A 24,000-nucleotide genomic window follows, 5' to 3' on the forward strand; every position below is an offset into this window, starting at 1 on the left:
ATTCGCCAAGCCCGCGGGCACCGCATCCTGCTCCACCGTCACGACGCCTCATGAAAGCGCCCTCGTTTGAGCCGGACGGAAGGAATATAGTCTAAGAGCAGATTTGGGTCAATAGTCCTAGATCAGGATAACTGTCTTTTTGGCGCGCTCGATATCGCCGGCCGCAATTTCCCTTTATTTATCAATCAACAATCACGCGAATGCCCCCGCCGGCAGACTCGAGTCCGGAGCAGAATCTCCTCCATGCCCACCATCCTCATTACCGGCTTCGGTCCCTTCCCCGGCGCGCCGTACAATCCGACGATGAAGCTGGTGCGCGCGCTCGCAAGGCTGCGACGGCCGGCGCTGGCGGATACGACGATCGCCACGCACATTTTCACGACCAGCTACGCCGCCGTCGACCGCGACCTGCCGGCGCTGGTCGCGCAGCATAGACCCGACGCGCTGCTGATGTTCGGCCTGCACGGCCGCGCCAAGGCGATCCGCATCGAGACGCGGGCGCGCAACGCGCTGGCGCTGCTGCCCGACGCTTCCGGCAAGGTTCTGCGGCGCGGGGTGATCGCTCCTGGATCGCCTGCCGCGCGGCGGATGCCGATGCCGGCGCAGCGCCTGCTCGCGGCCTCGCGCGAAACCGGAATGCCCGCCGTGCTGTCGCGCGATGCCGGGCGCTATCTGTGCAATTATCTGTGCTGGCGCAGCGCCGAGAGCAGCGTGCGGCTCGCGGCCTTCGTCCATGTGCCGCCCGTGTCGCGGTTCGCGCGGCCGAAGAAACCGCATAAGTCATTCCGGGTGCGCCCGCTTCCCGCCCGTCGTGGAGTGACCGGCAAGCGCTTGTCCGCCGCCGATCTCCTTCGTGTTGGTGAAAAAGTGCTGGCGGCTTTGAATGCCGCCGTTAACCGGACCTAATCAACTTTTCCGCATGCTGGCGGCATGCCGCTCACACGCCGCTCGCTAACCGCCGGACTTCTCGCCAGCGCCTTTGCTGCGCCCGTTGCCGCGCGCGCCGACGAGCCCAAGGGCTTTGACGCCGCGCGATTTGGCGTCCGCGCCAATGCCGAAGCCGACCAGACGCAGGCGCTGCAGCGCGCGATCGATGCCGCGGCCAAGTCGCGCACGCCGCTGTGGCTCGCGCCCGGCCGCTACCGCACCGGCCCGCTGACGTTGCCCGCGGCCGTCCAGATCGCCGGCGAGCGCAACGCAACGCGCCCGACGCTTACCGGCGCCGGCAGTTTGCTGTCGGCGCGGGGCGGCGCCATCGCGCTCAGCGGCGTGACGCTGGATGGCGGCGGACGCGCCGAGGCGCTCATCGATTTCACCGCCGTCGCCGACCTGCGCATCGCCAATTGCGCTTTTACCCAGGCGCGCGGCAACGGACTGACGCTGACGCAATGCGCCGGCACCGTCTCGGGCAACACCATCGCCGATTGCGGCGACAACGGCCTGATGAGTCTCGACAGCCGCCTCACCGTCCGCGCCAATACGATTCAGCGCACCGGCAACGGCGGCATCCGCGTCTGGCGCAGCGCCAAACAAAGCGACGGCAGCGTCATCGAGGACAACGTCATCGAGGACACCGCGGCGCGCGCCGGCGGCGACGGCCAGAACGGCAACGCCATCAACGTCTATCGCGCCGCCGATGTCACGGTGCGCGACAATGTCATCCGCCGCGCCGCTTTCACGGCGATCCGCGGCAACGCCGCCTCGCGCATCAAGATCATCGGCAATCAGTGCTTCGCGCTCGGCGAAGTGGCGATCTATTCGGAATTCGAGTTCGAAGACGCCACCATCGAGCGCAACCTGATCGACATCGCCGCCGTCGGCATCGCCGTCACCAACATGGATCGCGGCGGTCATGGCGCGGTGGTGCGCGACAACACCATCCGCAACATGATCAACAAGCGCCCGCAAGGCGGCCCGGATTCCCACGGCGTCGGCATCGGCGTCGAAGCCGATACCGAGGTCACCGGCAATACGATCGAGAATGCGCCGGTGATGGGCATCGAGGTCGGTTCCGGCAAATACCTCCGCGACGTCACGGTGGCGCGGAACACGCTGCGCCGGACCGGCATCGGCATCGGCGTCACCGTGGTCGAGGGCGCCGGAAAGGCGTCGATTACCGACAATGTCATCGCGCAGGCCAGGGACGGCGCCGTGGTCGGCATGCACTGGGACAAGGCGGCGACCGGCGACCTCACCCGCGGCGGCGCCGAGCGGTTCCCGAACCTGACGATCCGCGACAATAAGGTGAGCTGACGGGCCTTTTCCCTCGCCCGCGAAGCGTCAGAACGGGGCGCAGGCCTTGTCTCATCGGCGCCGCGAACCCAGCTTAAGGGCTGGGCCGAACCACACCCCGATCCCTCACCATGACATCCCGTCGTTTCAACCGCCGCGTCGTCTTCATGCTTTTGCTGTTTGCCGTGTTTCTCATGCCGCTGATCGCTCGCGCCGCGCTGTATGCCGCCGGCGACGCGCCGCGTTCGTGGCGCGACGCCGACTGGTCCTCGACCGGCGCGCTGCCGGCCGCCAAGGACTATGGCCCGGCGCGGCTGGTCGTCTTCACCGGCGCCACCGGCGCCTGGAAGGCCATCTTTTCGGTGCACAGCTGGGTGGTGTTCAAACGCGCCGGCGAGACGCGCTGGACGCGCTATGACGTGGTCGGCTGGGGCTCGCCGGTGCGGCGCAACGGCTGGCCCGCCGACGGCCGCTGGTACGGCAACGTGCCGGCGACCCTTGTCGATGTCAGCGGCGCCGAAGCCGAAAGCGTGATCCCCAAGGTCGAGGCCGCGGTGCGCGACTACGCCTATGCCGCCAATGGCGACTACCGCATCTGGCCTGGCCCGAACTCCAACAGCTTCACCGCCGCGGTGCTGCGCGCGGCGCCGGAACTCAAGACCGCCCTGCCCGCCAATGCCGTCGGCCGCGATTACCGTCGCGGCCTCTATGCCGGCTTCACCGACAGCCGCACCGGCGTCGAACTCAGCGCCTTCGGCCTCGCCGGCATCAAGGCCGGCTGGATCGAAGGCTTCGAGGTCAACCTGCTTGGTCTCGTCGCCGGCTTCGACCTGCGCTACCCGGCGCTGAAACTGCCCGGCTTTGGCTGCGTCGGCATGACGCCGCCGGTGGCGACCGAAGCCAACAGCTAGGCCTTCGGCGTCGCCGACCACATCTTCGCGCCGGCGCGCAGATATTGCGGCGGCACCGCAACCTCGCCGCCCAACGCCTTGGCGCAGTGCCAGCCGAAATGCGGATCGTCGAGGAAGGCACGCGCCGCCGCCACCATGTCGGCCTTGCCCGACGCGACGATCTCCTCGGCCTGCTGCGCCGTGGTGATGAGGCCGACGGCGCGCACCTTGATGCCGGAGCCTTTCTTGACCGCCTCGGCGAGCGGCACGTTGTAGCCGAGCCCAGTCGGGTTATGGATGCCGGCAGCGACACCGCCGGACGACACGCAGACGAAGTCCAGGCCCGCGGCCTTGAGCGCCTTGGCGAGCGCGGCGGCTTCGTCCGGGGTGATGCCGCCTTCCTTCCAGTCCGAGCCGGTGATGCGCGCGCCGAGCACGACTTCCTTCGGCACCACGGCGCGGACCGCCTCGGTCACCGACAGCGGGAAGCGCATGCGGTTCTCCAGCGAACCGCCGTATTGGTCGGTGCGCTTGTTGGAGATCGGCGACAGGAACGTGTGCATCAGATAGCCGTGCGCCATGTGCAGCTCGATTTCGTCGAAGCCGATGCGCAGCGCGCGCTTCGCCGAATTGACGAAGGCGTCGCGCACGCGGTCCATGTCGGCTTCGGTCATTTCGCGCGGCGTGTGCCAGCCGTCGCCGAACGGAAGCGCCGACGGCGCGATGGTCTGCCACGGATCCTCGTTGGGGCGCAGATAACCGGCGCCGTCCCATGGCTTCTGCGACGACGCCTTGCGGCCGGCATGGGCGAGCTGCACGCCGAACTTGGCGGTGCCGAAGGTCTTGGCGGCGGCGATGACGCGGCCGAGCGCCAGTTCGTCGTTGTCCGAATACAGCCCCATGCAGCCATGCGTGATGCGGCCGTGGCGCTCGACATGCGTCGCCTCGACCACCACCATCGCCGCGCCGGAATTGGCCAGCATGCCGAGATGCATCATGTGCCAGTCGGAGGCGGCGCCGTCGTCGGCGGAGTACTGGCACATCGGCGCGACGATCAGGCGATTGGCAAGTTGAACGCCGGCCAGCGGAAGCGGCGAAAACAGCGCACTGCTCATGGGGGATACTCTCACTGCGAAGGATGACGGAGGACGGTCGAGGCCGTGGCCGCGCCGCACCAGGAGCGTCAGCGCTTGACCTGGATGGAGTTCAGATAGTCGATGATGGCACCGACGTCATCCGACTCAAAGCTGATTTCAGGCATGTCCGGATGGCCGGACATGATGCCCTCGCCCAGCGACTCCTCGAGCGAGTCGATCGGATATCGTTGTCCGAGCACGCGAAAGGCCGGCGCATCCGGCCGCGGGCTGGCGCCGGTGCGGCCCACCGCATGGCATTGACCGCAACTCTTCGTGAGCAATTCCTCGCCTCGCTTCAGGTCGGGGGCGGCGGGAGCGTCTTGCGCCGACGCGGCGGCCGGCCAGCCGACCATCAACAGCGCCGCCGCCATGGCGATCAGCGCCGGATGTGAGCGGCTCAGGCGGCCGGGCGAATGAAGTCCCGCCGCGGCGTTTCGCGCGGTATGGGAGTCTCCGGCTGGCCGGCCAGTTGGCGCCATTTCTTCGCCGCCTCGATCACGTCGAGCATGCGGGCCGCGAACGCTTCCTGAGTGTAGTAATGCTTCCAACGGCCGCTGCGGTACAGTTCGGTAAAATAGGCAAGACGCTGTTCGGCGAGATCGTGCCATCGATGCGCGATCTCCTGCAACTGCGGACTGCCGGGGGGACCCTGCATGGGTTGCTCGGATAGTCGTTGGCCAGTGCCGAATCGTCTACCCCCTGATCGTTACGTGACTGGTAACGACGAACAATCCTACAATGACGACCCCGCACGCATGTGGATAACACTGGTTGTTTAAGCTGATTCGCCAGTGTTTAAAATAGCCTAGCGGCTACCGGGTTTAATAATTTGTTATTTTTAATTGCCGGCACGGGCGCCGTTATTGCCGGCGCCCGCCTGTGCAATCAAACAAACAGGTCAGCGTTTAAACAGCGCGGCGATCTCGCCGACGATGCCGCGGCGGAACAGCAGCACGCAGGTGACGAAGATCACGCCCTGGATGACCAGCACCCATTCGCCGACCACCGACAGCTTGAACTGCATGAACAGGATGACAAAGGCGCCGACCACCGGCCCGAAGATGGTGCCGAGGCCCCCAACCAGCGTCATCAGCACCACCTCGCCCGACATCGGCCAGTTGACGTCGGTCAGCGATGCGATCTGCAAGGTGATCGCCTTGGTCGAGCCGGCGAGACCGGCGAGCGAGGCCGACAGCACAAACGCGATCAGTTTATAGCGCTCCGTCCGGTAGCCGAGCGAAATCGCCCGCGGCTCGTTCTCGCGGATGGCCTTGAGCACCTCTCCGAAGGGCGAGTGGATGATGCGGTAGATCAGAAAGAAGCCAGCCAGAAAAATCACGAGCACGACGATGTACATCGCGGTCGTGTTGCGCAGATCGATCAGCCCGAACAGATAGCCGCGCGGCACCGCCTGGATGCCGTCCTCGCCGCCGGTGAATTTCGCGCGCAGGGCGACGAAATACATCATCTGCGCCAGCGCCAGCGTAATCATGGCGAAATAGATGCCCTGCCGGCGGATTGCGAGCGAACCGGCAACCAGGCCGAGGACCGCCGCCGTCAGCGTGCCGAGGAGGATGGCAAGCTCGGGCGTCAGGCCCCAGCCCTTGGCGGCATAAGCGCAGACATAGCTCGCCCAGCCGAAATAAAGCGCGTGGCCGAAGGACAAAAGCCCGACATAGCCGATAAGCAGGTTGAAGGCACAGGCAAACAGCGCGAAGCACATCGCCTGCATCAGGAACAGCGGATAGGTGAAGAACGGCGCGACGATAAGGCCGACGATCATGATGGCGAAGAAGATCATGTCGCCGTTGCGCCGCAGCGCCGAGGGTTGTCGCGAGCCGGTGACGGCGAGAGAGGGCGTCGTGTCCATCAAGCTCTCCGTCCGAACAGTCCGGCCGGGCGCACCAGCAGAACGATCGCCATGACGACGAAAATCACCGTGTTGGAGGCCTCCGGGAAGAACACCTTGGTCAGCCCCTCGACGATGCCGAGGCCGAACCCGGTGACGATGGCGCCCAGGATCGAGCCCATGCCGCCAATCACGACGACGGCAAAGACCACAATGATCAGCTCCGAGCCCATCTGCGGCGACACGTTATAGATCGGCGCCGCCATCACGCCGGCAAAGGCCGCGAGCGCCACGCCGAAGCCGTAGGTCAGCGTAATCATCAGCGGCACGTTGATGCCGAAAGCCCGCACCAGCGTCGGGTTCTCGGTCGCGGCCCGCAAATAGGCGCCGAGCCGCGTACGCTCGATCACCAGCCAGGTGGCGATGCAGACGGCGAGCGAGGCGACGATCACCCAGGCGCGATAATTCGGCAGGAACATGAAGCCGAGGTTCTGCCCGCCGCGCAGCGAATCCGGCAGCGTGTAGGGCAAACCCGCGGAGCCGAGGAAATTGCGGGCGATGCCTTCGACGATCAGCGCCAGGCCGAAGGTGAGCAGCAGCCCGTAAAGATGGTCGAGCTTGTAGAGCCACTGCAGCAGCGTGCGCTCGATGATGATGCCGAAGGCGCCGACGACCAGCGGCGCTACGATCAGCGCGGTCCAATAGCCGAGCCCGGTCCATTGCAGCAGCAGGAACGCCGCCACCGCGCCCAGCATGTACTGCGCGCCGTGGGCGAAATTGATGATGTTGAGCATGCCGAAGATGACGGCCAGGCCGAGACTGAGCAGCGCATAGAACGAGCCGTTGATGAGACCGATCAACAACTGGCCGAACAGAGCCGCCGACGGAATGCCGAATATCGTAACCATGCTCTCTCTCTTTATATCCCTCCCCCGCAGGGGGAGGGTGGATCATCGCGAAGCGATGAGCCAGGCGGGGTCATGGGCAACCCCACCCGGCTCGCTATGGCTCGCCACCCTCCCCGCGAGCGCGGAGAGGGATAAGCCGATCAGCCGCTAACCATCGGGCAGTTGCCGTCCTTGAGCGGGCGGAACGCTTCATCCGGCGGGATCGTGGCCTTGATCTTGACGATGTCGCCCGGATATTTCGATTCTGCCGGGCTCTTCACCTCGAACAGATAGGCCGGGTGCATGCCGCGTCCATCGGCGCGGATCGTCGTCTTGCCGTAGACCGGATCTTCGGCCGGTGTCTTCTTCATTTCGGCGACGATGGCCTTGCCGTCCTTGGAGCCGCCGACGGCCGCAACAGCGTTGAGATACTGCAGCGTGCCGGAATAGACGCCCGCCATGTTCATGCTCGGTACCTTGCCGGCCGAGTCGCGCATCTTGTCCCAGCGCTTCGTCCACGCCCGGGTGCCGTCATTGAGGTCCCAATACCAGGTCGAGGTGTAGGTCAGGCCTTGCGCGGTCTTCAATCCCAGCGCCAGAACGTCCGGCGCGAAGATGAGCAGGCCGGCGAATTTCTGGCCGCCCGCGACGATGCCGAATTCCGCGCCCTGCTTGATGGCGTTGATGGTGTCGCCGCCAGCATTGGCGAGACCGATGACCTTGGCCTTCGAAGCCTGCGCCTGCAACAGGAACGACGAGAAGTCGTTGGTGTTGAGCGGGTGGCGAACCTTGCCGACGACCTTGCCGCCGTTCTTCTCGACCACCGCCGCGGTGTCACGCTCGAGCGCGTGGCCGAAGGCGTAGTCCGAGGTCAGGAAGAACCAAGTGTCGCCGCCGGTCTTGACGATGGCCTTGCCGGTGCCGTTGGCGAGCATCCAGGTGTCGTAGGTGTAGTGCACCGTGTTTGGCGAGCACTTCGGGCCGGTGAGATCGGACGAAGCCGGACCCGAGGCGATGAACACGCGATTCTTGGCGCGGGTCACTTCGTTGATCGCGAGCGCCACGCCGGAGTTCGGCACGTCGGCGATCATGTCGACGCCGTCGCGATCGATCCACTGGTTGGCGATGTTGGTGCCGACGTCGGCCTTGTTCTGATGGTCGGCGCTAACAACCTCGACTTTGTAATCCTTATGTTTGGCCATGAAGTCTTCGGCCGCCAGTTTGGCGGCGATGACCGAACCGATGCCGGTGTCGTCGGCGTACAGCGACGACATGTCGGTGAGGACACCGATCTTGACGGTCTTGTCCTGCGCGGACGCCGTGCCGCACAGCAGAAGAGCGGTCAATGCCGCCAGGCCTAGGGTGTTACGCATCGATGTATTCCTCCTGTTTTGTTATTGAACCGTAAGAACATCAAACTCCGAGATAGTCGTGAAGCTTGTCGACATTCGCATCCAGTTCGTCATTGGCGAACCTGTCGATGATACGTCCATGTTCCATGACGTAGTAGCGATCCGCCACGGTCGCGGCGAAACGGAAATTCTGTTCGACCAGCAGAATGGTGAAGCCCTGCTGTTTGAGCGCCCTTATGGTCTTGCCGATTTGCTGGATGATGACAGGAGCAAGACCTTCGGTCGGTTCGTCGAGCAGCAACAGCCGCGCGCCCGTGCGCAGGATGCGGCCGATCGCCAGCATCTGCTGTTCGCCGCCCGAAAGCTTGGTGCCCTGGCTGGAGCCGAGGCGTTCCTTCAGGTTGGGGAAGAGATCGAAGATCTGCTCGATGCTCAGTCCGCCGGGTCGCACGACCGGCGGCAGCATCAGGTTTTCCTCGACGCTGAGACTGGCGAAAATGCCGCGCTCTTCCGGACACAACGCGATGCCGGTGCGCGCGATGTGGTTGGACTGCTTGCCGATGAGTTCCTGGCCCTCGAAACGAACCGAGCCGGTGCGGTTGGTGACGATGCCCATGATCGACTTCATGGTCGTGGTCTTGCCGGCACCGTTGCGGCCCAGCAGCGTCACCACCTCGCCTTCGCGCACGTCGAACGAGACGCCGTGGAGAATGTGCGACTCGCCATACCAGGCCTGAAGCTCTTCAACCGCGAGCAGCGGGGTGGTCACGTCAAGCATGGCCCGTCCCCATATAGGCTTCGCGGACGTCCGCGTTGTTGGAGACCGTGGCGTAGTCGCCTTCAGCCAGCACGCGGCCGCGCGTCAGCACCGTAATGGTGTCAGACAAGTCGGCGACCACCGAGAGATTATGCTCGACCATCAGCACCGTGCGATTGGCGGCGACGCGGCGGATCAGGTCGGCGATGCGGGCGATGTCCTCATGCCCCATGCCGGCGGTCGGCTCGTCGAGCAACAGCATCTCCGGCTCGAGCGCCAGCGTGGTGGCAATTTCCAGCGCGCGCTTGCGGCCGTAGGGCAGTTCGACCGCGTTCCAGTGGACATAATCCGACAAACCGACATCGGCGATCAGTTCAAGCGACCGCTCGTTATATTCGTCGAGCACCGACTTGGAGCGCCAGAAATCCAGCGAACTGCCGCGCTTCAGCCGTTGCAAGGCGATACGGACATTCTCCAGCACGGTCATGTGCGGAAACACCGCCGAAATCTGGAACGAGCGCACCAGCCCGAGCCGCGCAACATCGGCCGGCTCCTTGTCCGTGATGTCCTCGCCCTTGAACACAATGCGTCCGCTGGTGGGCTGGAGGAACTTGGTCAGCAAATTGAAACAAGTGGTCTTGCCGGCGCCGTTCGGGCCGATCAGCGCGTGAATGGTACCGCGCCGGACCCGCAGGTCCACGCCGCCCACCGCGGCAAAGCCGGCAAATTCCTTGGTCAGACCCTCGGTTACGAGGATCAGTTCCGCATCCATGAGCATTTCCCCTCGCCCTCATTCTCGGGAACATTTTCTGTTCCGGCAAGGGCCTTGCGCTCAGGGGTATTTGATTAGAAGCGATCTGGCAATTAGCCTTACGCAGGAAGGCTGCCTCAAGTGGAGGCAGCACCCGCTGCAACATTAAATCCCTGTAACAGAACGATGAAACCGGCCGTCGTGTCAGGCCGGCTTGAACTTCTTGGCCAGGGCATCCGCGTTCTTGGCCAGAAGGCCGACGTCAGAACCGACGGCCACGAACAGGAAGCCCCAGTCGATATAGCGGCGGGCTTCTTCCTCATTGCTGGTCAGAATACCGGCGGGCATGCCCACCTTTGTCAGGCGCTCGACCGCATCCTTCATCGCCGCCTGCACGTCGGCATGCGCCGGGTTGCCGAGATGGCCAAGCGAGGCGGCAAGGTCGGACGGTCCGATGAACACGCCATCGACGCCATCGACGGCGGCGATGTCCTCGAGCGCATCGAGCGACTGACGCGTCTCGACCTGAACGAGGACGCAGATCTCGCTGTTCGCCTTGGTGAGATAGCCGGAGACGCGGCCATAGCGGCTGGCGCGCGCCGAAACCGACACGCCGCGAATGCCATGCGGCGGATAGCGCGTCGCCGCGACCGCGGCCTTCGCTTCCTCGACCGACTGCACATAAGGAATGAGCAGCGCCTGCGCGCCGATGTCGAGGCAACGCTTGATGAGAACGGCGTCGTTCCAGGCCGGCCGGATGATAGCCGTCGCCGTGCCTTTCTCCATGGCCTGGAGCTGCGACAAAAGATCCGGGATCTCGTTCGGCGAATGTTCGGTGTCGAGCAGCAGCCAGTCGAAACCGGAGTCGGAACAGATCTCGACCGCGACGTTGCTGCACAAGCTCTGCCACAGGCCGACCTGCAGTTTCTTGGCGCGGATGGCGGCTTTGAAGGCGTTGCGCCTGAATTCGGTCATGGATCGTTCCCGTCCCGTTTTGTTGTCGGTCGCACCGATGCTGTACCGGCTCGACCGAGAAAATCAAATGCCTAGGTGCGCGGGCGCGCGTCCCCGGTCCGCCTCCTCAATAATGCGGCGGCGGCGGTTCCGGCTCGCCCGGCGCGGCGATCGCCGCCTCCCGCACCTGGTCGGCAAGGCGCTCGACTTGCCGCTTGAGCTGGTCGATCAGCTTCCACTGCTCGGTAACCGCCTCGCTCAAATCCTCGATGGCGCGCTCCTGGTGGCTGCGGTCGGTCTCCAGGGCAACGAGGCGGGCATTGAGCGCAGCAAGATCGTCCATGGGTTGAAGTCCCTTGAGATGAGTGTCACCCGTTTACCGGGCGACCATATCGCAGTTGCAGCAAAAGTCTGAGATACTGCCGCGACCCGGCAACTCGACCAAGATTCAGGACCCATGACCTTCGACACCATCATCCGCGGCGGCACGGTCGCGACGGCTTCCGACACCTTCGCCTGCGATGTCGGCATCACGGCCGGCCGGATCACCGCGCTGGGCACCGATCTCGGCCAGGCCGCCGAGATCGTCGACGCCAAGGGCCTGCTGGTGCTGCCCGGAGGCATCGACAGCCACGTGCATATCTCGCAGCCGTCCGGCCCCGGCATCGTCATGGCCGACGACTTCGCGTCGGCGACGCGCTCGGCGGCCTTCGGCGGCAACACCATGGTGCTGCCCTTCGCCATGCAGCAGAAGGGCGAAAGCCTGCGCGAGGTGGTCAAGGACTATCACAAGAAGGCGGACGGACAGTGCTACGTCGATGTCTCCTTCCACCTCATCATCGCCGACGCCAGCGACCGCGTGCTCGGTCAGGAACTGCCGGCGCTGGTCAATGACGGCTACACCTCCTTCAAGGTGTTCATGACCTATGAGGGCCTCGCCCTCTCCGACATGGAAATGCTCAATGTCATGACCGTCGCGCGCGAGACCGGCGCCCTCGTCATGGTGCATGCCGAGAACTACGACGCCATCCGCTTCCTCACCGACCGCCTCGAACGCGCCGGCAAGATCGAGACCAAGTACCACGGCACGTCGCGGCCGATCGCGGTCGAACGCGAGGCGACGCACCGCGCCATCTCGCTTGCCGAAATCATCGACGTGCCGATCATGATCGTGCACGTGTCGAACCGCGAGGCGATGGAAGAGATCGCGCGGGCGCAGCGCCGCGGCCTCAAGATCTACGGGGAGACCTGCCCGCAATATCTGGTGCTGACCGAGAAGGACATGGATGGCCTCAACATGGAGGGCGCCAAATATGTCTGCTCGCCGCCGCCGCGCGACGAGGCCAGCCAGGTCGCGTGCTGGGAGGGCTTGGAGCAAGGCATTTTCTCATTGTTCTCCTCGGACCACTGCCCGTTCCGTTACGACGATCCGCAGGGCAAGCTCAATCCGAAGGGCCGCACCTCGTTCCGCTGGGTGCCGAACGGCATTCCCGGCGTCGAAACGCGGCTGCCGATCCTGTTCTCGGAAGGCGTCGGCAAGGGCCGCATCTCGCTCAATCAGTTCGTCGCCCTGACCGCGACCAACCATGCCAAGACCTATGGGCTCTATCCGAAGAAGGGCACGGTCGCCGTCGGCGCCGATGCCGACATCGCGATCTGGGATCCGAAGCGCACGGAAACCATATCGCAAAAGCTGATGCACGGCGGCTCGGACTACACGCCCTATGAAGGCATCGAGGTCACCGGCTGGCCGGTGTCGACGATGGTGCGCGGCAAGTTCGTCGTTCGCGACGGCAAGCTGGTCGGCGCGCTCGGCGCCGGCGCTTACGTTCCGCGCGACAAGTCAGAACTGGCGAAACCGCGGGTGGCTTAAGGAATGCCCATGCCAATCAACCGCCAGGTCCGCCTCAAATCCCGCCCGAGCGGCATTCCGCAGGCCGAGCATTTCGAACTCGCCGAAGCGCCTGTGCCGGAGCTTGGCGACAAGCAATTCCTCGTCCGCAACGAATTCCTCTCGGTCGAGCCGGCGATGCGCGGCTGGGTGTCGGCGGTCGCCAACTATTCGACGCCGGTCGCCATCGGCGAAGTCATGCGCTCGTTCTCGGCCGGCACGGTCGTCAAATCGCGGCATCCCGGTTTCGCCGAAGGCGATCAGGTGATGGGCATGCTCGGCTGGCAGGACTACGCCGTATCCGACGGCAGCAACATCACGCGCAAGCTCAAGGAAGCCGACCTGCCCTTATCGCTGTCACTCGGCGTGCTGGGTCTCAACGGCGTCACCGCTTATTTCGGCCTGCTCGATCTCGGCCTGCCGAAACCCGGCGACACCGTCGTCGTCTCCACCGCCGCCGGGTCGGTTGGCTCCGCCGTCGGCCAGATCGCCAAGCTGATGGGCTGCCGCACTGTCGGCATCACCGGCGGCGCCACCAAGGTGGCGCTGTGCAATGACGCCTTCGGCTACGATGCAGCGATCGACTACAAGGCCGGCGATCTCGACGCGGCATTGAAGGCCGCCTGCCCGCGCGGCGTCGACGTCTATTTCGACAACACCGCCGGTGCGATCAGCGACACCGTCATCCAGCAGATCGCCACCGGTGCCCGTATCGTCATCTGCGGCACCGCCTCGATTGCGTCCTGGGATCCCTGGCCGCTGGGCCCGCGCGTCGAACGCCACATCCTGGTCAAGCGCGCCCGCATGAGTGGGCTGCTCATTTTCGATTACGCGCACCGCTATGAAGAGGCGGTCGGCCGGCTGGCGCAATGGATCCGCGACGGCAAGCTTCAATACCGCGAAGACATCGTCGACGGCATCGAGCATGCGCCGGGCGCCATCGCCGAACTGTACCGCGGTGAAAATCTCGGCAAGCGGCTGATCAGGCTCAAAGCCTGAATCAGGTCGGCGCGAGTTTGCGATTGATGTAGCCGAGCAGCCGGGCCAGTGGCGCACGCAGGAAAGGCACGTCGAGCGCCAGCAGCGCTAGGCCGAGCGGGATCATCCAGAACCCCAGGATCGGCAGAAAGCCGACAACGCCGCCCGCCACTAGCACCAGCGACAGCGGCACGCGCACCCAGACCGCGCCGGGCTTGCGCACGCGATCGAGCGTGCCCGCCATCCACGAGGGCAGATGCTTGTTGAGTGCGTCGAGCTGGCGGTCGAGGTCTTCCTTGGCCATGCCTTGTCAGGCCGGAACCGCCGCTTTGGTTCCCGGAAAGGCGGCGGATGCAACGCCGCAGCCCGAAAAGAAAATGCCCGGCGCAAGGCCGGGCATTTTGCGTTTTCAGTGCTTCGCCGAAGGCCTAGTGCTTGACCTTCGGATCGACCTTGAAGGTCGCCTGCGTGTTCTTCTTGATCTCGTCGAGCGTGACGCCGGGCGCCAGTTCGATCAGCGTCATGCCGCCGTCGCCCTTCTTGTCGATGGTGAAGACGCCGAGATCGGTGATCACCATGTCGATGACGCGCGAGCCGGTCAGCGGCAGATCGCAGGTGTGCAGCAATTTCGGCGAAACGCTGCCGTCCTTGGCCTTGGCGACGTGCTCCATGATCACGACCACCTTCTTGACGCCGGCGACGAGGTCCATGGCGCCGCCCATGCCCTTCACCATCTTGCCGGGGATCATCCAGTTGGCGAGGTCGCCGTTCTCGGCCACCTGCATCGCGCCCAGCAGCGCCAGATCGATGTGACCGCCGCGGATCATCGCGAACGAATCCGCCGACGAGAAATAGCTCGTGGTCGGCAGTTCGGTCACCGTCTGCTTGCCGGCATTGATCAGATCCGGATCCTCGTCACCCTCATAAGGGAACGGGCCGAAGCCGAGCATGCCGTTCTCGCTCTGCAACTGCACGGTCATGCCGTCGGGAATGTAGTTCGACACCAAGGTCGGAATGCCAATGCCGAGATTGACGTAGAAGCCGTCGCGCAGCTCCTTGGCGGCGCGCTCGGCCATTTGATCGCGGGTCCACGGCATTAGACTTCCTCCCCTGCACCGAACGCGCCTGCGGCGGGACGCTTGCGCGTCGTGCGCACTTCGATGCGCTTTTCGGCATTGGTCTTGATAATACGTTGCACGAACACACCCGGCGTATGGATCTCGTCGCCGTCGAGTTCGCCCGGCTCGACGAGGTGTTCGACCTCGGCGATGGTGATGCGGCCGGCGGTGGCCATCATCGGGTTAAAGTTGCGCGCGGTCTTGCGGTAAACGAGGTTGCCTTCGGTGTCGCCCTTCCAGGCGTGTACCAGCGCGATGTCGGCGACGAGGCCGGTCTCGAGGATGTAGCGCTCGCCGTTGAACACCTTCTCTTCCTTGCCCTTGGCGATCTCGGTGCCGACGCCGGTCTTGGTGTAGAAACCGGCGATGCCGGCGCCGCCGGCGCGCATGCGCTCGGCCAAGGTGCCCTGCGGGTTGAACTCGATCTCCAGTTCCCCGGCGAGGTACTGCTGCGCGAACAGCTTGTTCTCACCGACATAGGACGCGATCATCTTCTTGATCTGCCGGGTCTCGAGCAGCAGGCCGAGGCCCGCTCCGTCGATGCCGGCGTTGTTCGACACGCAGGTCAGGTTCTTGGCGCCGGAGTCGCGCAGCGCTTCGATCAGCGTCGAGGGCATGCCGCAGAGGCCGAAGCCGCCGGCCATGACCATCATGCCGTCTTTGACGATGCCGGCGAGCGCCGACTTCGCATCAGGAAATACTTTCTTCATTCTGTCCCTGCCGTTTCACCCGGGTTCGATGTTCTTGCCTGGCCCGTTTCTAGCCGGACTTTTGCGGGAGCGAAAGGTCATCTCGCAGCCGCGAATTGGCGTTCCGGGGTGGCGAACCGGCGGCGCTCAACCGGCCGAACGACTAGCGCTGCGGCGTCACGTCAGTCACGGGGTTGCGCGGCGGCGTCACGTCGGTGACCGGATTGCGCGGCGGGGTGATGTCGGTGACGGGATTGGCCGGACGCGTGGGCGCGGCCGGCACCGCCGGCTTGGGCGGCGCTGCGGGCACGGCGACGGGCGTCACCGGGGCGCCCAACCGCGTCGGCAGCGGCAGACCGTGCGGGTAGTAGCTCCAGGCAATGAACAGCACTGCGAACAGGATGGCGGTCAACCCGGCGGCCGTGGAGCGGCTTTGCCAGGACAGAAGATTGCCGATCAGGCTGGCGATGAACACGAAGAAGGCCAGGATGATGACATAGAGCCAGTTCACCTGGGCAAGATCGATCGGCATGGGTCGTGTTCCAACGTTGTTCGGCGTTCAATCTAACCATTGCCGTGCCAGGCCGCCACCCGCCCCCTCCGCGGCCGCGCGTTCAACTTATGCTATACCGTCTCTCGACGGGTGCGGACTTCTTTATAGGGAGGCGACAGTGGCCGATATCAAAATCATCAATCCGGAGGGGCTGGGAAAACCGCTCGGGCAGTATTCGCATATGACGCGGGTGAAAGCGTCGGAGTTTCTGTTCATTGCCGGCCAGGTCGGCGTCGACAAGAGCGGCAACGTCATTGGTGTCGACGATTTCGACGCCCAGTGCGTGCAGACCTTCGCCAATGTCGAGACCGCGCTGAAAGCCGCAGGCGCCGGCTGGGGCAACATCGTGCAGTTCACCACCTATCTGGTGCATTCGCAGGACATCCCGAAATTCATGAAGTACAGGCTGCGCGAATTCCCCAAGATGTTTACGAACGGCGCCTACCCGCCGAACACGCTACTGATGATCGACCGGCTGGTGAAGGAAGAACTGCTGGTCGAGGTGCAGGCGGTCGCGGCGGTCTGACGCCACCGCTGCTATTTCGGCGCGTCGATCAGGCTGACATGGGCGGCGACGACGCGCCAACCTTCGGGGAATTTTACCCAGGTCTGCATCTGCCGACCGATCTTGCCCGGCGCTGACGGCCGCTCGTACAGCGTCGCGGCGGTGGCGAACTCGCGGCCATAGGTGGTGATGGCGGTCTTCGACAGCGTGCGGCCAAGCCCGACGGGCGAGCGCGCCGCGCGGAACGACTTGATCTCGGCATAGCCGTAGAGGATTTCGCCGGCGCCGTAGCGGATGGTGCGCGGATCGTCGCGGAACAGTTCATCGAGCTTGGCGACGTCATTGTTGACCAGGGCCTTTTCGTATTCGTCAAAGGCCTTGCGCACTTCGGCGACGACTTCGGGGATATCGATTTCCGGCATGTTCGTTCTCGTCTCTTCTTTTCCGTGATCCCCGGGCTTGCCCCGTGATGACGGCTTTTGTTACAGCCTCGGCCTTGGCGCCGCCGCCACGCCCATTTTCTCCAGCGCATAGGCGACGCGCAGCGCCACATCCTCGCGCCACGGCGCGGCGATGATCTGCACGCCGATCGGCAGCGGCTTGAGCGGCACCGGCACCGCGGCCACCGGCAGGCCGATGAAGGAGATGGGCTGGGTATAGAGCCCCATGTTCGGCCGCACCGACAGTTCGACGCCGTCCAGCGTGAAGTTGACCTGGCCGAGCTTTGGCGCGGTTACCGGCGTCGCCGGGGCGATGATGGCGTCGCACTCCTTGAACAGCGCGAGCACCGCCTCGCGATACCAGCGGCGGAAATTCTGCGCCTTGACGACCAGAGTCGAGGGCACCATGGCGCCGGCGATGAGGCGGTCGCGCACTGCTGGATCGAAATCGCCGGCCTGACGACGCAGGCGCTCGAGATGCAGCGCTGCGCCTTCAGTCGCGGTGATGACGTAAGCCGCGGCACGGGCGCGATGCGCATGCGGAATTTCAATCTCGCGCGCGTTGAGCGCCTTCGCCACGGTGTCGAGCGCGCCTAAGGCTTCGGGCGATGCGCCTTTGCGGAAATAGCCGCCGGCCACCGCGACGCGGAGGCCATTAAGCCCCTGCTCCAGGAATGGCGCCGTCGATTCCGCCGGCCGGTCGACGCAGGCGGCATCATCGGCGTCGAAGCCCTGCATCGCGTCGTAGCTGAGCGCCAAATCGCGCACCGTGCGCGCGAACGGCCCAAGATGATCGAGCGAGGCGACGAAGGGAAACGAGCGCGCGCGCGTCAACCTGCCGTAGGTCGGCTTCAGCCCGAAGATGCCGCACAGCGATGACGGCACACGAATGGAGCCGTTGGTATCGGAGCCGAGCGCCAGCGGCACCATGCCGCCGCCGACGGCGCTCCCCGAACCACCGGACGAGCCGCCGCTCATGCGTGCCGGATCGTGCGGATTGCGCGAAGGGCCGTCATGCACGTTCTCGCCGGTGAAGTCGTAGGCGTATTCGCCCATGTTCAGCGCGCCGACCAGCACCGCGCCGGTGGCTTCCAGTCGCTCGATCAGCACGGCGTCGCGCGACGCCGGCGTGCGCGCGCGGTTGATCTTCGAGCCGGCCACCGTCGGCAGTCCTTCGATGTCGAACAGGTTCTTCACTGCGAACGGCACACCGGCGAGCGGCAGCTTCGATTTGCCAGGCGAAGCGTCGATCGCCCTGGCGCGCGCGACCGCGCGTTCGGCGGTCACCGCGGTGAAAGCATTGAACACTGGATTGCGCCGGTCGATGACGGCGAGGATCTGCGCCGTCACCTCGGCCGCGCTGACATTCCCCGATCCGACCGCGCTCGCGATCTCGGCTGCGGTGCTCCAGGTGTGATCGCCGCTCATGGTCACACCTTGTAGATCGGCGCCGGCTCTGCCTCGTCCGGCAGCGCGAATTCAGCGACGGTGGCAGCGTGGCCGAGCGTGACCGCGAGATTGGCTTTGACGGCCGGCTTCCAGGCCGGGTCGAGGGGCAGGTTCAGCGCCTCGGCGGCGGCTTCGATATAGCTGTCAAGCTTGTCGGTCATTCGGATCTCGCGGGAAGCGGCGGAGCTTTAGATCCCACCGGGTTGTAGCGCAGGGCCCTGGCCATGCAAAATCGAAGCCAACGGCGGCGCGCCCTCCCCTCCACGGCCGCGGTATCCCTGCCATTCGTACCGGGGACGTGGACCCAATGCCGTTGACCATGTATGACCGCGCCATTATCCGGGCGCGGGCGCGGCCGGGACGCGACCAGTTCTAAGGGAAACGATCCATGATCATCGATTGTCACGGGCACTACACCACCGCGCCCAAGCAGCTCACCGCCTTCCGCGACCAGCAGATCGCCGGCCTCAAGGATAAGTCGCAGCGGCCGACCTCGACCAATCTCGGCATCACCGACGATGAGATCCGCGAGAGCCTCGAAGGCGCGCAGCTCAAGCTGCAGCGCGAGCGCGGCACCGACCTGACGATCTTCTCGCCGCGCGCCTCGGCCATGGCCCATCATGTCGGCGACGAGGCGACGAGCGCGCAGTGGGCGGAAGTCTGCAACGACCTGATCTACCGGGTGTGCAAGCTCTATCCGCAGAATTTCGTTGGCGTCTGCCAGTTGCCGCAGGTGCCGGGCGTGCCGCCGCAGAACTGCATTCCCGAACTCGAGCGCTGCGTGAAGGAGCTCGGCTTCGTCGGCCTGAACCTCAATCCCGATCCGTCGGGCGGCTGGTGGAAGGAGCCGCCGCTCACCGACCGGCACTGGTATCCGATCTACGAGAAGATGGTCGAGCTCGACGTGCCGGCGATGATCCACGTCTCGGCGTCCTGCAACCCGTGCTTCCACGCCACCGGCGCGCACTACATCAACGCCGACACCACCGCGTTCATGCAGTTGCTCACCGCCGACCTGTTCAAGGATTTCCCGACCCTGAAGTTCATCATCCCGCACGGCGGCGGCGCCGCGCCCTATCACTGGGGCCGCTATCGCGGACTGGCGCAGGACATGAAGAAGCCGCCGCTCGCCGAGCATTTGTTGAAGAACGTGTTCTTCGACACCTGCGTCTATCACTATCCCGGCATCGAACTGCTGACCAAGGTCATTCCGGTCGACAACATCCTGTTCGCCTCGGAAATGGTCGGCGCGGTGCGCGGCAAGGATCCGGAGACCGGGCATTTCTTCGACGACACCAAGCGTTACATCGACCAGCTCTCGATGCTGAGCCCGGAGAACCGCACCAAGATCTTCGAGGGCAATGCCCGCAAGGTGTTCGGCCGGCTCGACGCCGTGCTGAAGGACCGTGGCCTCAATTAATCAAGAGCATTCATGACGGACTATCCAGCCGCGGGCCCCGTCACGCTCGCCACCAACCTTGCCGACTATCCGGTCACCCGCGCCCTGAAATCGGGCGCGGTGAAATCCGAGCTGGTAAACTTCGACTTCTGCGGCCCGAAGATCGCCAACCAGGGCTTCAAGCCGATGGTGCGCGAGGGCAAGTTCGATGCCGGCGAGCTGGCGATCGTCACTTTCCTGCAGGCCAAGGTCTACGGCAAGCCGTTGACGTTGCTGCCCGCGGTGGTGATGGCGCGCGGCCAGCACCACACCATCAATTACAATGTCGCACGCGGCCCCCTCGCGCCGAAGGACATCGAAGGCAAGCGCTTCGGCAGCCGCTCCTATTCGGTGACGACCGGCGTCTGGGTGCGTGGCATCCTCAAGGACGAGTACGGCGTCGACAGCAGCAAGGTGACGTGGTGCACCACCGACGACGGCCATCTCGCCGAATACCAGGACCCCGCTAACGTCGAACGGCTGCCGGCCGGCTCGAATGTCGAGAAAATGCTGATCGAGGGCGAACTCGACGGCGCCATTCTCGGCGGCGACCTGCCGGATGAGCCGCGCGTCGCGCATCTGATTCCCGAGCCGCAGAAGGTCGCGGAAGCGTGGTCGAAGAAACACGGCATGGTGCCGATCAACCACCTCTTCGTCGTGCGCAGCGACCTGGCGCGGCAGCGTCCCGACGTGGTGCGCGAGATCTTCCGCGTCCTGAAAGAGAGCAAGGCGCAAGGTGTGCTGTCAGGCGGCATCGACCCGGTGCCGTTCGGCGTCGAGAACAATCGCAAGGCGCTCGAGACGATCATCCGCTACAGCTACGAACAGAAAATCATCCCGCGCCTGTTTACGGTCGATGAGCTGTTCGACGACGTGACGCGCGATCTCGTCTGATTTCGCTCGAATCCCGGAGGCGACACGCTTCCCGCGCGCGGCGCGGGAACAATTGTTCGCGCGGCCAGTTGGAAAACAAACTCCACAATCCAGCCGATAAGCGAGCGCATGGCCTTCGTCGAGCCTCTCATCACCAAGATGCAATCAATTGGCGCGCTGGACGACAAGGATCGTGCGCTGATCGAGACGCTGGCGGTCAATCCGAAGCGGCTGACGCCACAGGAATATCTGCTGCATCAGGGCGATCACCCGACGAACAGCGTCATCGTGCTGAGCGGCGTGCTGGCGCGCTTTCAGGAGTTGCCGGAAGGCGACCGCCAGGTCGTCTCCTTCCATCTGCCGGGAGAAATGCCCGATCTGCACTCGCTCTTCATCGGCCACATGGATCACTCGCTTGTCGCCATCACCGAAGCCGTCGTCGGACAGGTCCCGCATGACGAGCTGCGCCGCGTCGTCCGCGAGTCGGCGACCTTGATGGGTCTGTTGTGGCGCGAAACGCTGATCGACGCCGCGATCTTCCGCCAATGGATCGCCAACAATGGCCGACGCGGTGCGCTGGCGGGCACGGCGCACCTGCTTTGCGAGCTGATGCTGCGCGCGCGCTCGATCGGCGGGCTGCGCTCCGACGGCTCCTGGCCCATGCCGTTCACCCAGCAGCAGCTCGGCGACGCCCTCGGCCTGAGCCTCGTCCACATTAACCGGACGCTCAAGACGTTGCGCGAAGCCAACGTCGCCGTCATCGAACGCGGCGTTCTGCGCGTCCTCGATTGGGACGAACTGAAACGCATCGCGGGCTTCGATCCGGCTTACCTGCATCTGAAGTCTTGAAAGTCGAATTCAAACAAGTCCGCCTGGCAATCGACGACGAGGCCCGCCTCGTCGAACTTGACGGTCGCCTCCTCGGGATTGTGACGCTGCATGACGCCGGAGAGCTTGGTCCGCTGGTGCATGTCGAGACCTATTTCCGCGGCGATGCACCGGACACCTTCAAATCGCTGGCCGACATGGAAGCCTGGATCCACAGCTCGCTCGCAGCGAAATGACCAACGGCGGTCAGCGCAACGTCAGGCGTCGCATCAGCTTCAAGGCATCGAAGGGCGCGGCGCTCTTCTGGTCGTTGTCAAAATATACATAGACCATGCGCCCTTCGTCACGCCATGCCCGACATCGCTCGGCCCACCGGCGCAAGGTCCGCTCGGAATACGCGCCCTCGTAAGCGCCGCCCGGGCCATGGCCGCGGACATAGACATGCGCCGCCGTTACCTCCCACGGTGACGGTGCGTCGTGGTGGTCGGACAGACACAGCGAGATGCCGTTGCGCTCGAGAATGCGCAGCACCTCGTCGCAATACCAACTTCGGTGACGAAACTCGAAAGCGTATTGCCTGCGCCGCGGCAGCAGTTTGATGAAGCTACGCAGCCGCGCGGCATCGAGCTCGAATTGCGGCGGCAGTTGAAACAGCACCGGCCCGGCCTTGCGGCCGAGAATCTTGAGCCGCTCTTCGATCAGCGCCAGGCTGTTCACCGAGGTCTCGCCGAGCCGCTTCCAGTGCGTGATGAATTTCGACGCCTTCCAGGCGAACACGAAATCATCGGGAGTCCGTTTGGCCCAGTCGGCCACGGTCGTCAGGCTCGGCGTGCGATAGAACACGCCATTGAGCTCGGCGGTTGCGAACTGCGTTGCATAATACTCAAGATGATGCTTCAGCATCACCTCGGTCGGAAAGAACGGGCCGCGCCAGGATGCGTAATTCCAGCCCGACGTCCCGATCAGAATGCGGCTCTTCTTAACGCGCATAACGTTCCAAAACCCCGATGCCTCTCCTCCAACGGCTCATGGGTGGCGGAAGTTCACTGACGCCAGGCCCGGGCCCGCGATGCCGTCATGCGGGCGAACTCAACGCGCGTCGCTGGCGACGTTGAGCAGGGTACGCAACATGGCCTCGCCCCCGGCGGCCTTGCGGCGCGCCATCGCCAGCAGCGAGCCGTTTTCGAAGGACTGCACCACGACCGCGTGCACATAACTCTTGCGACAGATCGCCGGCGTGTTGGCGAGCTCTTCCGACACGACGCAGAAGCATTCCTTGAGCTGCCTCCGCCGGCCGGCGTCGCTCGGCTTGGGCTCGATCTTGACCAGGGTCTCCAGGGCGCGGGCGCACGCGATCAGCGTGCGGAAGTCCTTCAGGGAGATGTCGGCGCTGGCGATGGCGTGCAGGAGATCATTGGCATCGCGCCGCCGCGCCACGGCGACGGCGCCATCGGCCGTGCGATACTGGAACAGCCGCTTGCCAGGCAGCGCCTGCAGCCGCTTGATAGCCTTGGCGAGGCGTCTGGATTTGACCTCCCGTTCGATGAGCTTGCCACCCTTGCCGCGAAACTTGAGCGCGATGCGGTCGCCGCGCAGCGTCACGTCCGACTTGAGCAAAGTCGCCGCGCCGCGCGTACCATGCTCGCGCGCATACACCTCGCTGCCCGGCCGCAGCGCGGTCAAAGCGATCAGGTCGATGACCGCAGCGAGGGCGAACTCCCGCGTCAGCTCCTTGTCGCGGAGATGGCGGCCGAGCGCACGGCGAATTTTCGGCAACAGACGGACAAGCTCCTTGAGCCGCCGCGCCTTTCGCTGTTCGCGCCGCTTGTCCCAGTCCGGATGGTAGCGATATTGGATACGGCCCGCGCTGTCGCGGCCGATAGCCTGAATGTGGGCGTTCGGGCTCTCGGCGTAGCGCACGTCTTCGTATGCGGACGGTACCGCCAGTCTCTTGAAGCGGTGCAGGAGGCGCTCGTCGGCCACGCGCCGGCCGTCCCGGACGTACAAGAAGCCGCGGCCGTTACGGCGGCGCTCGATCGCCAACTCCGCGACATCGACGCGCCGCAGCCGCACATCGCCGTTTTTCGCGGCGAGCCGAGCCTTCAACTCTCTTGCCGCCCTCTGAGCGGTGTTGGCTGCTGGCATGATCAGGCCACCCTGACGGTCACAACAGTGGCCTGCGCCGGCGGATTTTCGGTGAGGTCAAACACGATTATGAGCGGCCCAAGACTTCGCGGACCGCCTTCGCGGAATTGCCGTGCTGATCCACGAGGCCGGTGAGCCGCTCTCTGGAAATGCCGAGAGCCTTGGTCCAGTAGCGCACTTCCCACTCCTCACTGAGGCTGATGCGGCGCGCGTCCTGCAGCGTAAGCCCCTTCAATTTGTCGGCCATGCATTCCTCCAGCTGGTGGCGAATCAACGGCACGACGG

30 protein-coding genes are annotated in these 24,000 nt (G+C 64.7%); 10 read left to right on the plus strand and 20 right to left on the minus strand.

The features are described from left to right. The first annotated feature begins 243 nt into the window (after positions 1–243). From ASD45_RS13285 to ASD45_RS13295, 3 genes are all read left to right on the plus strand, one after another. Positions 244–906, plus strand: coding sequence for a pyroglutamyl-peptidase I (locus ASD45_RS13285; RefSeq protein ID WP_056911916.1), 663 nt, complete (start codon positions 244–246; stop codon positions 904–906). Between the two features lie 24 nt (positions 907–930). Beyond that, positions 931–2,253 carry a TIGR03808 family TAT-translocated repetitive protein gene (locus ASD45_RS13290; protein WP_056911917.1) on the plus strand — a complete coding sequence of 441 codons (1,323 nt, stop codon included), beginning with the start codon at positions 931–933 and terminating at the stop codon, positions 2,251–2,253. 110 nt (positions 2,254–2,363) lie between these two features. After that, positions 2,364–3,143: a DUF3750 domain-containing protein gene (locus ASD45_RS13295; RefSeq protein WP_244485353.1), complete on the plus strand. Its 780-nt coding sequence runs from the start codon at positions 2,364–2,366 to the stop codon at positions 3,141–3,143. On the opposite strand, the gene ASD45_RS13300 is transcribed toward ASD45_RS13295, so the two are convergent. From ASD45_RS13300 to ASD45_RS13345, 10 genes are all read right to left on the minus strand, one after another. After that, entirely contained in the window at positions 3,140–4,237 is a 1,098-nt protein-coding gene (locus ASD45_RS13300) for an NADH:flavin oxidoreductase/NADH oxidase (RefSeq protein ID WP_056911918.1), read from the minus strand. The two genes, ASD45_RS13295 and ASD45_RS13300, sit on opposite strands and share 4 nt — an antisense overlap. A 68-nt stretch (positions 4,238–4,305) precedes the next feature. Then, the gene (locus ASD45_RS13305) at positions 4,306–4,629 is read right to left on the minus strand and encodes a cytochrome c (protein ID WP_056911919.1); all 324 of its coding nucleotides are present in this window, start codon (positions 4,627–4,629) and stop codon (positions 4,306–4,308) included. Between the two features lie 26 nt (positions 4,630–4,655). Continuing rightward, positions 4,656–4,913, minus strand: a complete 258-nt coding sequence (locus ASD45_RS13310; RefSeq protein WP_056911920.1) for a TIGR03809 family protein — start codon at positions 4,911–4,913, stop codon at positions 4,656–4,658. 243 nt (positions 4,914–5,156) lie between these two features. Then, positions 5,157–6,059: a branched-chain amino acid ABC transporter permease gene (locus ASD45_RS13315; protein WP_244485464.1), complete on the minus strand. Its 903-nt coding sequence runs from the start codon at positions 6,057–6,059 to the stop codon at positions 5,157–5,159. A gap of 68 nt (positions 6,060–6,127) precedes the next feature. After that, positions 6,128–7,015 carry a branched-chain amino acid ABC transporter permease gene (locus ASD45_RS13320; RefSeq protein WP_056911922.1) on the minus strand — a complete coding sequence of 296 codons (888 nt, stop codon included), beginning with the start codon at positions 7,013–7,015 and terminating at the stop codon, positions 6,128–6,130. 140 nt (positions 7,016–7,155) lie between these two features. Further along, positions 7,156–8,367, minus strand: a complete 1,212-nt coding sequence (locus ASD45_RS13325; RefSeq protein ID WP_056911923.1) for an ABC transporter substrate-binding protein — start codon at positions 8,365–8,367, stop codon at positions 7,156–7,158. Between the two features lie 40 nt (positions 8,368–8,407). Then, entirely contained in the window at positions 8,408–9,124 is a 717-nt protein-coding gene (locus ASD45_RS13330) for an ABC transporter ATP-binding protein (protein WP_056911924.1), read from the minus strand. Continuing rightward, positions 9,117–9,875 (minus strand): ABC transporter ATP-binding protein, encoded by a 759-nt coding sequence (locus ASD45_RS13335; protein WP_056912775.1) that lies wholly within the window; start codon positions 9,873–9,875, stop codon positions 9,117–9,119. Before ASD45_RS13335 ends, ASD45_RS13330 begins: the two co-directional genes overlap by 8 nt. A gap of 183 nt (positions 9,876–10,058) precedes the next feature. After that, positions 10,059–10,829 carry an aldolase/citrate lyase family protein gene (locus ASD45_RS13340; protein ID WP_056911925.1) on the minus strand — a complete coding sequence of 257 codons (771 nt, stop codon included), beginning with the start codon at positions 10,827–10,829 and terminating at the stop codon, positions 10,059–10,061. Between the two features lie 106 nt (positions 10,830–10,935). Continuing rightward, positions 10,936–11,151 carry a SlyX family protein gene (locus tag ASD45_RS13345; RefSeq protein WP_056911926.1) on the minus strand — a complete coding sequence of 72 codons (216 nt, stop codon included), beginning with the start codon at positions 11,149–11,151 and terminating at the stop codon, positions 10,936–10,938. A 114-nt stretch (positions 11,152–11,265) separates the two neighbouring features. On the opposite strand from ASD45_RS13345, the gene hydA reads away from it, so the two are divergent. Together hydA and ASD45_RS13355 are read left to right on the plus strand one after the other, a co-directional pair. Continuing rightward, positions 11,266–12,681, plus strand: a complete 1,416-nt coding sequence (hydA, locus tag ASD45_RS13350; RefSeq protein ID WP_056911927.1) for a dihydropyrimidinase — start codon at positions 11,266–11,268, stop codon at positions 12,679–12,681. Positions 12,682–12,690: 9 nt separating this feature from the next. Then, positions 12,691–13,698, plus strand: a complete 1,008-nt coding sequence (locus ASD45_RS13355; RefSeq protein ID WP_056911928.1) for an NADP-dependent oxidoreductase — start codon at positions 12,691–12,693, stop codon at positions 13,696–13,698. 1 nt (position 13,699) lies between these two features. Here the strand turns inward: ASD45_RS13355 and ASD45_RS13360 are convergent, their stop codons facing one another. From ASD45_RS13360 to ASD45_RS13375, 4 genes are all read right to left on the minus strand, one after another. Next, positions 13,700–13,981 (minus strand): hypothetical protein, encoded by a 282-nt coding sequence (locus ASD45_RS13360; protein ID WP_056911929.1) that lies wholly within the window; start codon positions 13,979–13,981, stop codon positions 13,700–13,702. A gap of 124 nt (positions 13,982–14,105) precedes the next feature. After that, the gene (locus tag ASD45_RS13365; protein ID WP_056911930.1) at positions 14,106–14,774 is read right to left on the minus strand and encodes a CoA transferase subunit B; all 669 of its coding nucleotides are present in this window, start codon (positions 14,772–14,774) and stop codon (positions 14,106–14,108) included. Then, the gene (locus ASD45_RS13370; RefSeq protein ID WP_056911931.1) at positions 14,774–15,505 is read right to left on the minus strand and encodes a CoA transferase subunit A; all 732 of its coding nucleotides are present in this window, start codon (positions 15,503–15,505) and stop codon (positions 14,774–14,776) included. Before ASD45_RS13370 ends, ASD45_RS13365 begins: the two co-directional genes overlap by 1 nt. A 142-nt stretch (positions 15,506–15,647) precedes the next feature. Continuing rightward, positions 15,648–16,016 carry a hypothetical protein gene (locus ASD45_RS13375; protein WP_056911932.1) on the minus strand — a complete coding sequence of 123 codons (369 nt, stop codon included), beginning with the start codon at positions 16,014–16,016 and terminating at the stop codon, positions 15,648–15,650. Between the two features lie 139 nt (positions 16,017–16,155). Between ASD45_RS13375 and ASD45_RS13380 the strand changes: the two genes are divergently transcribed. Further along, the gene (locus ASD45_RS13380) at positions 16,156–16,563 is read left to right on the plus strand and encodes a RidA family protein (RefSeq protein WP_056911933.1); all 408 of its coding nucleotides are present in this window, start codon (positions 16,156–16,158) and stop codon (positions 16,561–16,563) included. 11 nt (positions 16,564–16,574) lie between these two features. On the opposite strand, the gene hpxZ is transcribed toward ASD45_RS13380, so the two are convergent. Genes hpxZ through ASD45_RS13395 form a run of 3 tightly spaced genes read right to left on the minus strand, consistent with a single transcriptional unit; the run spans position 16,575 to position 18,592 of the window. Continuing rightward, positions 16,575–16,964 (minus strand): oxalurate catabolism protein HpxZ, encoded by a 390-nt coding sequence (gene hpxZ / locus ASD45_RS13385; RefSeq protein WP_056911934.1) that lies wholly within the window; start codon positions 16,962–16,964, stop codon positions 16,575–16,577. 60 nt (positions 16,965–17,024) lie between these two features. Beyond that, entirely contained in the window at positions 17,025–18,410 is a 1,386-nt protein-coding gene (locus ASD45_RS13390) for an AtzE family amidohydrolase (RefSeq protein ID WP_056911935.1), read from the minus strand. Positions 18,411–18,412: 2 nt separating this feature from the next. Continuing rightward, the gene (locus tag ASD45_RS13395) at positions 18,413–18,592 is read right to left on the minus strand and encodes a DUF4089 domain-containing protein (RefSeq protein WP_056911936.1); all 180 of its coding nucleotides are present in this window, start codon (positions 18,590–18,592) and stop codon (positions 18,413–18,415) included. Between the two features lie 227 nt (positions 18,593–18,819). Between ASD45_RS13395 and ASD45_RS13400 the strand changes: the two genes are divergently transcribed. From ASD45_RS13400 to ASD45_RS13415, 4 genes are all read left to right on the plus strand, one after another. Then, positions 18,820–19,851, plus strand: coding sequence for an amidohydrolase family protein (locus ASD45_RS13400; protein ID WP_056911937.1), 1,032 nt, complete (start codon positions 18,820–18,822; stop codon positions 19,849–19,851). A 12-nt stretch (positions 19,852–19,863) separates the two neighbouring features. Next, on the plus strand, positions 19,864–20,763 hold the full coding sequence (locus ASD45_RS13405) for a hypothetical protein (protein ID WP_056911938.1): 900 nt from the start codon (positions 19,864–19,866) through the stop codon (positions 20,761–20,763). Between the two features lie 108 nt (positions 20,764–20,871). Further along, positions 20,872–21,591, plus strand: coding sequence for a Crp/Fnr family transcriptional regulator (locus ASD45_RS13410; protein ID WP_056911939.1), 720 nt, complete (start codon positions 20,872–20,874; stop codon positions 21,589–21,591). Further along, positions 21,588–21,806, plus strand: a complete 219-nt coding sequence (locus tag ASD45_RS13415; protein WP_056911940.1) for a hypothetical protein — start codon at positions 21,588–21,590, stop codon at positions 21,804–21,806. The genes ASD45_RS13410 and ASD45_RS13415 overlap by 4 nt, the downstream gene beginning before the upstream one ends. A gap of 10 nt (positions 21,807–21,816) precedes the next feature. Here the strand turns inward: ASD45_RS13415 and ASD45_RS13420 are convergent, their stop codons facing one another. The 3 genes from ASD45_RS13420 to ASD45_RS13430 form a co-directional block, all read right to left on the minus strand. After that, positions 21,817–22,560 carry a DUF72 domain-containing protein gene (locus tag ASD45_RS13420; RefSeq protein WP_056911941.1) on the minus strand — a complete coding sequence of 248 codons (744 nt, stop codon included), beginning with the start codon at positions 22,558–22,560 and terminating at the stop codon, positions 21,817–21,819. Positions 22,561–22,659: 99 nt separating this feature from the next. Beyond that, entirely contained in the window at positions 22,660–23,715 is a 1,056-nt protein-coding gene (locus ASD45_RS13425) for a DNA topoisomerase IB (RefSeq protein WP_082540823.1), read from the minus strand. Positions 23,716–23,782: 67 nt separating this feature from the next. Further along, positions 23,783–23,962 carry a DUF3606 domain-containing protein gene (locus tag ASD45_RS13430; RefSeq protein ID WP_056912776.1) on the minus strand — a complete coding sequence of 60 codons (180 nt, stop codon included), beginning with the start codon at positions 23,960–23,962 and terminating at the stop codon, positions 23,783–23,785. Positions 23,963–24,000 lie beyond the last annotated feature (38 nt).

Source organism: Pseudolabrys sp. Root1462 (assembly GCF_001426945.1).
Lineage (GTDB): Bacteria > Pseudomonadota > Alphaproteobacteria > Rhizobiales > Xanthobacteraceae > Pseudolabrys.